Here is a 9,284-nt window from a genome sequence, read left to right on the forward strand (position 1 = left end):
AGGGGTCTGACCCTTTGGAGACGAATCATTTGACAGGGTTTTTAACGGCCTCGCCGGAGAGGGTCAGCCCCCTTCTCGGATCGGCTCTCAGGAATCAGTAACGCGAAAACCGCCCGTCGTTCGCTGGGTGTGCCATTGTAACTCGAACCCTTCGATTTGCACCGCGTGAACTGGGTTATCAGAGGCCCTCGAGCCGCTTCAACATAGGCCCATCTGACAAGCCTATGCCGGGTCTCGCCCAGTGATTACCATTGGGGGCATGTTAGGCCCCGTATTCAATCGTGAAGCCTCTGTGGCTCCCAAGCGTTCGTCGACTTATTTGACGCGCGGCATTTATTTGCTGACGTTATTTTTACTGCTCTGCACGGGCTATTTGGTCCTGGACGGGTCCCGCTCGCTGGCGGCGAACTCGGACGCGGCCAAGTTCGGCGGCTGGATGTTTCGCTTGCTCGCACCGCTGCAGCTCGTGGTTCTCTCAGCATTGGCGGCGGTAGGAGCGGCCAGCAACGTGGCCCAGGAGAAAGACCGCCGCACCTTGCTACTGCTTTTGATGACCCGGCTGTCGGGATTTGAAATCGTCGCGGGCAAGACCGCTTCGGCGCTGCTGATGCCACTGAGCCTCTTGGTGGTGTCGCTGCCGCTGTTCTTGACCCTGCCGCTGATGGGTGGAGTGGCTCCCTCGCAAGTCATGGCGGTGTTCGCCGTGATCGGGGTCAGTGTCGTGGTCTCGGCTGTGGTGGGTACGGTGGTTTCGTTTTGGCGTGAGAAGACGTTCCAATCCATCGCGTTGACATTCTTGGTCTTGTTGCTGCTCGTCGCTGCGGGCGAGATCGTGGCTGCCTTCGGCGCCGGCGGCGTGAAGTGGGCGACTGCGATCAGTCCTCCCCGCGCGCTCGTTGCGGCCACCAACTCGATGTCCGGCCTCACCGCTTTGATGCAATCCGCCGAAGGTGCCTATGTGATCTTGGGCGGCCTCTTTTCGTTGCTGGTCTTGGTGATCGGGATTGCCAAGGTTCGCGTATGGAACCCGTCGCGGGAGGTGCGACTGAAAGCCCCCGAGCCTGAGACGAGTGCAGAGTTCACACGCGACGCCGAGTCGGCCGAGGGTCCCGCGTCATGGAAAGTTCGCCAGCCGCGGCCGGTCTGGGACAATCCCATCCTGTGGCGTGAAGTTCGCACATGGGCCTATGGCCGCAAGATCCTGTTGATCCGTGCCGTCTTTGTGTTCATCTTTGCATTGATCGCGGCGACGGTTTGGTACCAAATTCAGAGCGGCGCGGCGATGGAGCCTTCCGGCCGCATTGGCCGCGCCTTTCCCGCGGTGACGATCCCTGTGGCGATCCTCGGGGTGATCAGTTTGGTATTGGTCAACGCCTTGGCCGTCACCTCGATCACGGGCGAGCGGGACGGGTTGGCACTTGATCTGTTACTGGTCACTGACCTCCGCCCGCGTGAGTTCATCTTCGGCAAACTGTTCGGCGTGATGTATGCGGCCAAGGAATTGATCCTGCTGCCGATGGGTTTGCTCGTCTATCTCGGGATTGCCGGCGTGATGACGATCGAGAGCATGCAGTACGCGCTCCTCGCAGCGATCGGGCTGTACGTATTCGTCACGATGTTGGGGATTCACTCGGGCTTGAATTATGTTGCTGGCCGCACGGCGACACTGGCGAGCCTCGGCACCGTGTTTTTCCTATGTGTGGGCATTGCCATTTGCATGACGATCATGGTGAGCTTCCGCGGTGCGTTTCAATTGCAACTCGCCCCCTTCCTGGTCATGATCCTCGGCGGCGGCGCCGCTTTGTTCGCCGCCTTGGGATGGCGGAACCCGTCCTCGGCGATTTTCACCGCCGCCTTTGCCTTGCCGTTGATCACGTTCTACGCGATCACCCAGTTTCTGCTGCAAACCGACCACCTCTATGTGGCAGCAGCATTGATCTTCGGTTACGGGTTCACCACAGCCGCGATGATGATTCCCGCGCTCAGTGAGTTCGACGTGCCTTTGGAGGTCGAGCCAGGCGACTCGCAATCGGAGTCAACTGCTTGAGCGAGTTGGCGGCGCAGTGGCCCTTTCTCTTGGCGATGCTGGTCTTGATTATCGCCAGCGGTTTGTTCAGCGGCAGTGAAGCAGCGTTGTTTTCGATCCGAGATCGAGATCGCAGGCAGTTGCTGCGCGGCGGAGGCGCCGGCCGGGTGGTAGCGAACCTGCTCGAAACCCCGGACCGATTGCTGGCGGCGATTCTGTTTTGGAATCTGATGATCAACATGATCTACTTTGCCCTCGTGGCGATTGTGGCAGCCGAAACGAGCCAACCCAGTGTGTTCACGTTGGCGGCATTGGTGTCGATCATTTTCTTTAGCGAGATGTTGCCCAAGAGTGTCGCCGTCATGACACCACTGCGAATCGGTTTGGCGGTTGCCGTGCCGATCTCCATCGCGGTCACGATTGTCGGTCCCATCCTGCCGATCGTTCGCTGGGCCAACGATGCTGTCGCGAGATTGCTGTGGCCCTCCTTCCAACCCGAACCAGCAATCGATCTAGCGGATATCGAGCGAGCAATCGATCTGGGGACGGACGATGCCGTTTTAATTCGCCGCGAGCGTGCGGCGCTGCAGGCTCTCGTGGCGATGGCGGAAATGCGGGCCGATGAGATGATGCGGCCTCGAAGTCGGTTGCAGGTGCTCACTCCGCCGTTGGATTCCTCCTCGCTGACTGGCGGCTCACCACCGGGCGGGTACATCATGGTCGCCGACCCGCGAGACCCGAGCGGGGAAACCTGGATGGGAACGATCGCCGTGCGGTTGCTGCGTCCCCAACAATGCAGCGACTTGGCCGCCGCGGTCGATCCGGTCATGTTCACACCTTGGTCTTCGCGCGTTTCGCATGTCTACGATTCCCTGCAGCAGCAAGACCTCAGTGTCGCGGTCGTGGTCAACGAATTTGGCGAGATCATCGGTGCTATTTCCATCGACGATATCCTACGCGGTGTTCTCGCCAACAAGGGACAACGCGATGCCGCCGAAGATCAGATCAAACGCGTCGGCGGCGATCACTATCGAATGCCCGGCATGACCAGCCTGCGGGCGTTGGCGCGGATGCTCTCGATCGACGTTCCCGAGGAGCGTGCGGCCACGGTCTCCGGTTACGTTCAACGATACAATGAACGGGTGCCTCGCGTTGGCGATGTGGCGCTGCTACCCCCGTTCGAACTCGTTGTTACCGACGAAGATGACGACGACATTTGGATCGAAGCATGGCGGGGTCCGGAAGGCATGGGTGAGTCCTCATGATCACCGCCATTTTGATTTTTTTCATTGGACTGGCGCTCAGCGCGTTCTTCAGCGGTACCGAAACAGGGCTCTACCGCGTCTCACGGACGCGTTTGGTCTTGGACGGCTTGAGCGGTTCCTGGGCGGGCCGGGGCTTGGTTTGGCTGCTCAACCATCCCGCCATGTTTGTCGCCACGACGCTGGTGGGGAACAACCTCGCTAACTACATGACGAGCTTCGCGATCGTGATGTTTGTGGGCGCTTCCTTCGGCGGCGGTGCGGGCGTGGAACTGGGCATGACCGTGCTGATGACCCCCCTCGTCTTTGTTTGCGGCGAGCTGCTTCCCAAACACCTTTTCTTTCAGGCCCCGTACCGGCTATTGATGGCGACGCGGTGGATTCTGTTGACCGCAACCGTGCTGTTCTCTCCCGTCGCGAGCCTGCTCGCCCTGCTCGGCAATGTCCTGCAAGCGATGACGGGCGAGACGCCGTTTCGGGTCAATCTGACCATGGCTCGCGGCGACCTCAATCGAGTGCTTCGCGACGGTCACGAGGCTGGGATCCTCGCAGCGAGCCAACGAAAGCTAGCACAAAATATCTTTGAGATTGGCAACCAAGCGGCGATCCAGTTCGGTGTTCGCCCAGATCGATTGGCCGTCGTCAATTCGCCCGTCGATCTGGCGACAGCCCGCTACCGAGCTCGGCGTAGCAACCATCCCATCATTTTGGTACGACGTCGTGGTCGTATCGTCGGCTTCTATCGATTTGCTGATTTAATTGGGAAAGAAGAAGTGCCCGAGCCGATGCCAGTGGTACGCGGTTCGCTCAACGATCGACATCTCGGCGTTCTGCTGCGGCTTTACGATGCCAATAGCGACGTGGCGGTCCTCTACGATGCGTCGGGTAACCTGGCCGGCGTCGTCACCCGCCGTCAACTTGTTCAACCTTTGATGTAGTACGACGTTTCTATGCGAATTTTTGTAACAGGCGGCTCAGGGCTGCTCGGAAACACGATTCTGCGGCAACTCGAAGCGACCGATCACGAGACCGGCTACCTCGTGCGAGGCGCAGCACCACCGGACGTCTTTGCTGGCTTGCACAGCACCGCTTTTCCCGGCGACCTGCATGATCTCGATTGTCTCGAGAAAGCGACCCAGTGGGCTGACGTGGTGATTCACTCCGCTGGTCTGATCCATGTCGGTTGGAAACAGCTCGAAGAGTCGATGCGGGTCAATCGTGACGGCACCCGCAACATCGTCGATGCCTGCCTGAGAAATGATTGCCAGTTGCTGCACGTTGGCACCGTCAATACGCAGGCCATTGGCAGTCAGGATGCCTTGGCAGACGAAACCACGCCACTGGAGAACGAGGGCGGTCAGATCGAGTGCAGCTACGTGCTGAGCAAACGTGCGGGCAACGAGGAGGTCCTGCGGGGCGTCGAGCGAGGTTTGCGAGCGGTACTGCTGCACCCTGGCTTCATGCTCGGGCCGTGGGACTGGAAACCGAGCAGTGGACGGATGATGTTGGAAGTCGGCCAGACCTGGCGTCCGATCACGCCGCGAGGCGGCTGCAGCGTCTGCGATTCGCGTGACGTGGCCGATGCCATCATCGCTGCGATCGATGCGGACGTCCCCAGCGGCCGGTCGTATAATCTGGCCGGATACAACGAAACCTACTACCACCTGTGGACCGAGATCGGCAAACGCTTCGGCAAGCCGCGGCCGATCATGCCCGCCGGGCCGCTGCAGCGAATGGCCGCCTCAAACTATGGCGATCTGCGTGCGAAGTGGACCGGGAAAGAAACGGAAGTCAACAGCGCCGCGATCGCTCTGACCAGCCAATATCATTGGTACGACTGCTCCCGCGCCCAAACCGAACTCGGCTATCGCAACCGCCCCCTCGACGAAACACTCGACGATGCCGCCGCCTGGATCCGTGAACGGTTTCTTTAATCAGAGGGTCTAGCAAGTTTTCCTACGCCGACGGCGTTGAAGAAAATAGCCGGTGGTTTGAGCGAAAGCGAACACCACCGGATAGGTTGCGAGACGCAATTGGCAACCCCGAATGGGGTGGAAGATCATTCACTTTTCACACCCGCGTTCCTTAGAGAACGAAGCGAAGCATCGCACGATCAATTTCTGTCGTAGTGGACGAGGCGACGAGCTGTTGAGTACCCACAATTTTGCTCCCCCGTGTGCTTGTCACACGGGAAGCGACGTTTTCAAATTAGAAAACCGCGGGATCGACACACGTTCCCCTGTCAGCTTGTCTGACAGGAAACCAAGTCGATCAACTTTGCTGTCATGCGGGGCAAGCCCGCATGGGAGCGGGGTGAATGCTCCATCTTTATCTAATCACAAAACGGAGATTCCTGTCAGACAAGCTGACAGGGGATCCGGTTTTGTGGGTAATCAACAGGAGGCGACGAGTCCAAAGCCGCAGGACTCGTCGCCTCGTCCACTACGAAAACCGACACTTATCACTCCCGCGTTTCTTAGGCATTCGCTTCGGACCGCACGACCTCGCCTCCCTCGTCCGCGGCACCCGGGCCGATTTCGATGATCCAGTCGGCGGCTGCCGTCAACATCGGGTGGTGCTCGATCACGACCAGGGAATGGCCGTCAGCGATCAATGCGTCAAAGCATCCCAACAGGCGGGTGATGTCGGCAAAGTGCAATCCGGTCGTCGGCTCATCCATCAAAAACAGCGTGCGACGCTTGGTTGACCCAGCCAGGAAGGCAGCGAGTTTCAATCGTTGGGCTTCACCGGACGATAACGTCGTCGCCGGTTGACCGAGCGGAATGTAGTCCAAACCGACATCGATCAAGCGTTTCAATCTCGCCTGGGCCTTGGGCATGCTACGGAAAAAACGGTACGCTTCGCCTACGGTCATCTCCAAGACATCCGCGATCGTGCGGTCGCGATAGCGGACCTGCAGAACTTCGTCTCGATACCGTCGCCCACGACACTCGGGGCAACGCATCGAGACATCTGCGAGGAACTGCATGTCGACCGTCTGCACGCCCGCTCCTTCGCAAGCGGCGCACTGGCCTGCCGATGAATTGAAACTGAAGTGACCAGGCTTGAAGTTTCGGATGCGAGCATCGACCGTATCGGCAAACGCTTTTCGGATTTCATCGAACGCTTTGGCAAACGTCACGGGGCAACTGCGGGGACTACGGCTGATCGGAGACTGGTCCACCAACAGACAATCTTCGATGTGCTCGGTACCTCGAAGACTATGAAAGGGCAACGTCTCGGACGCACGACTCGCTGACGACTCACCGCGTTGACGGGCCAGTTCACCGGCGACGGCACCGAAAAGCGTGTCATGAATCAAGCTGCTCTTGCCGCTGCCCGATCGCCCCGTGACGACGCACAATGCCCCCAGCGGAAAGGAGACGTCGACGTTCTTAAGATTGTGTCCCGAAGCGCCACGCAGTTCGATGAAATGAGCCGGTTTTCTTAACCGGGTTTTGGTAGCCTTGATTTCAGCGATACCGGAATCGCGAAGGTACGGACCGGTGAGCGATTCGGGATCCTCGAGCAGGTCCCCAGGTGTGCCGGTAAACGTTACCTGCCCGCCACCGACGCCCGCATCAGGACCGATCTCGATCACATGATCCGCGGCGGCGATGAGCTGGGCATTGTGCTCGACCGCCACGACCGTGTTGCCGCGATCGCGCAGCCGAATGATGGTCTCAATGAGATTGCGAACATCGTCGGGGTGCAGGCCTGCGGTCGGTTCGTCGAGCACGTAGAGCATTCCGACCAAGGTGCTACCGAGGGCCGACGTCAAAGCAATCCGCTGGGTCTCGCCACCGGACAGGGTACGCAGCGGCCGATCGAGCTGGAGATAGCCCAACCCGACGGCGTCGAGATACTGCAAGCGATCGAGGATCTGCCTGACTGGTTCAGCCGCAATCGCATACTGCCGCTGCTCATTGGCCTCGGCCACCATGGCGAGGGACAGCGTTTCCGCTTGCCTCGCCGCCGGCGTTTGGCTCGTGGAATCGTTTGTCAGACGCGTTAAAAACTCGGTGACCTGATCGCAACGCATCGCCAGCACATCGGCGACGCTCTGTTCTGCGATCCGGTAGGCAAGTGCTTCGGGTTTGAGACGCTGACCGCCGCACGTGGGACAGGTTGAGTAAGTCCGATAGCGAGAGGCGAACACGCGCACATGCATTTTGTATTTCTTGCGATCCAACCATGCAAAGAACCCATCGAGTCCACCGAAATTCTTTTCAGGCACGCCCGCATGAATCTTTTTCAGCTCGGATTTCTTGAGCTTGGAGAATGGCACATCGACGCGAATGTTGCTCTCCTCAGCGAGAGCGAGCAACTCATCGAGTTCGTGGCTGTAAGACGGCGTGTTCCAGGGTGCAATCGCGCCGTCACGGATCGATCGGGAGGGATCGGGGACGACGAGCGACATGTCAACGCGGAGCACATCACCAAACCCTTCACAGGTCGAGCACGCACCGAGAGGATGATTGAAATTGAATAGCCGCGGTACGGGGTCGGCGTACTCGATGTCGCACTCATCGCAGCGCCGACGATCACTGACGATCCGCTGTTGCATGTCACGTCCATCGACAGCGATCGTTCGCAGCGGCGTTTTGACCAAACGCAATTCTGGTTGGGTTGTCTGCTTTGGATCACTCGTTGCGGCAGTCGATCCGGATCGCTGCAGCAACACCACGGCTCGTCCATTGCCTTCCGCCATCGCGGTTTCGAGGGATTCCGTCCAACGGGACTGTTCGCTATCGCCGGTCAATCGATCGACAACGACAATCGCCGCCACACCCCGGCTGCCGATCCGGCGAGCTAACGGCCCTCGATCCTCATCGGAGAGACGAAACGTTTCGCCCTTGAGGATCAGACGCAAATAGCCTTCCTGCTGCAGGCCGAGCAGGATCTCACTGGCGGCGGATCGATTGGGCAGCCAGATTTCAAAGCCGACGATGGCGCGGTCCACTTCGCTGGCCGGATCGGACAACTCCGCAGCAACGCTCTGTGGGCTATCGATTTCCACGCGGCGTCCGCACCCATAGCAGACCAAATCGGCCGCCTTGGCGAACAGCAGCCGGATATGCTCGGCAATCTCGGTGGCCGTGGCGACGGTGCTGCGATTGTTCTTCACCGCAGCAGCCCGGGTGACGGCAATCGCTGGAGGAATCCCGGTGATCGAATCGCAGTCTGGCTTTTCCAACCGCGCCAGGTACTGGCGGGTATACGCTGAAAAACTCTCGATGTAGCAGCGTTGGCCTTCGGCGTAGAGTGTGTCCAAGGCCAGTGACGTCTTACCGCTACCGGACAGTCCACAGACCACCGTCAATTTCCCACGCGGAATATCAACGTTGATGTTCTGCAGATTGTGAACGCGGCACCCCCGTAGCTCGATCGGTCGAGAGTCGTCAATCGTGGCGTTCTCGCGGGGTCGTTTGGATTGAGATGTTTTCAAGTGGATGCTCGGATTGCGGTGAATTGGGCTCGGGCCATTTCACGTGTCAGTTATACAGTGGGTCTTGAGTGCTAAGCACGTCGGGGGAGTTATTTCGGTTTATGGTTCTTCTCGGAATTTAGTGGCAGGCATCTAGGATGTCGGATTCTTGAGGCATAGGCTCCTGCGTCCAGTGAGCGAAAAACGGATGCCCGGCAAACGTGAACTTAACGAGCATCAACCGCACCACTGGCGCGCTATCGACCGGAATATCCCTTCCCAGGCCCGCGTCCCCGCGTTGCCGCGAGTCCGTTTTTGGCTCATCCGACGGAAGCGTGCGCCCGAGGTTTTCAAGGCATGGCTCGAGTATCCAATGATTTATTTGTGGGATGTGATTATCAATGTTAGACTGGCACTGCCGGGAGAAACGGAGCCGAGCTCGAATGGCGTGGACTTAGGGCGAATCTGGCGTGAAACAATTTTGAGCTAGCGAAGAACGGCATCCTTGTTGCATCGTGGTTTTTCTTCACAAAAATCTCAACACAAGCAAGGATGCCGTCGATGATTC

Annotated in this window: 5 protein-coding genes; 4 read left to right on the forward strand and 1 reads right to left on the reverse strand. The window is 58.9% G+C overall.

Annotation, left to right across the window (positions count from 1 at the left end; genetic code table 11):
* Positions 1–259: 259 nt before the first annotated feature.
* Genes CA85_RS15510 through CA85_RS15525 form a run of 4 tightly spaced genes read left to right on the forward strand, consistent with a single transcriptional unit; the run spans position 260 to position 5,222 of the window.
* Entirely contained in the window at positions 260–2,047 is a 1,788-nt protein-coding gene (locus CA85_RS15510; RefSeq protein ID WP_146392256.1) for an ABC transporter permease family protein, read from the forward strand.
* Positions 2,044–3,291 (forward strand): CNNM domain-containing protein, encoded by a 1,248-nt coding sequence (locus CA85_RS15515; RefSeq protein ID WP_186774978.1) that lies wholly within the window; start codon positions 2,044–2,046, stop codon positions 3,289–3,291. Before CA85_RS15510 ends, CA85_RS15515 begins: the two co-directional genes overlap by 4 nt.
* Entirely contained in the window at positions 3,288–4,226 is a 939-nt protein-coding gene (locus CA85_RS15520; protein ID WP_146392257.1) for a CNNM domain-containing protein, read from the forward strand. The genes CA85_RS15515 and CA85_RS15520 overlap by 4 nt, the downstream gene beginning before the upstream one ends.
* Before the next feature lie 12 nt (positions 4,227–4,238).
* Positions 4,239–5,222, forward strand: a complete 984-nt coding sequence (locus CA85_RS15525; protein WP_146392258.1) for an NAD-dependent epimerase/dehydratase family protein — start codon at positions 4,239–4,241, stop codon at positions 5,220–5,222.
* 542 nt (positions 5,223–5,764) lie between these two features.
* Here the strand turns inward: CA85_RS15525 and uvrA are convergent.
* Positions 5,765–8,737: an excinuclease ABC subunit UvrA gene (gene uvrA / locus CA85_RS15530; RefSeq protein ID WP_186774979.1), complete on the reverse strand. Its 2,973-nt coding sequence runs from the start codon at positions 8,735–8,737 to the stop codon at positions 5,765–5,767.
* Positions 8,738–9,284 lie beyond the last annotated feature (547 nt).

The organism is Allorhodopirellula solitaria, from assembly GCF_007859855.1.
GTDB classification, from domain to species: Bacteria; Planctomycetota; Planctomycetia; order Pirellulales; family Pirellulaceae; genus Rhodopirellula; species Rhodopirellula solitaria.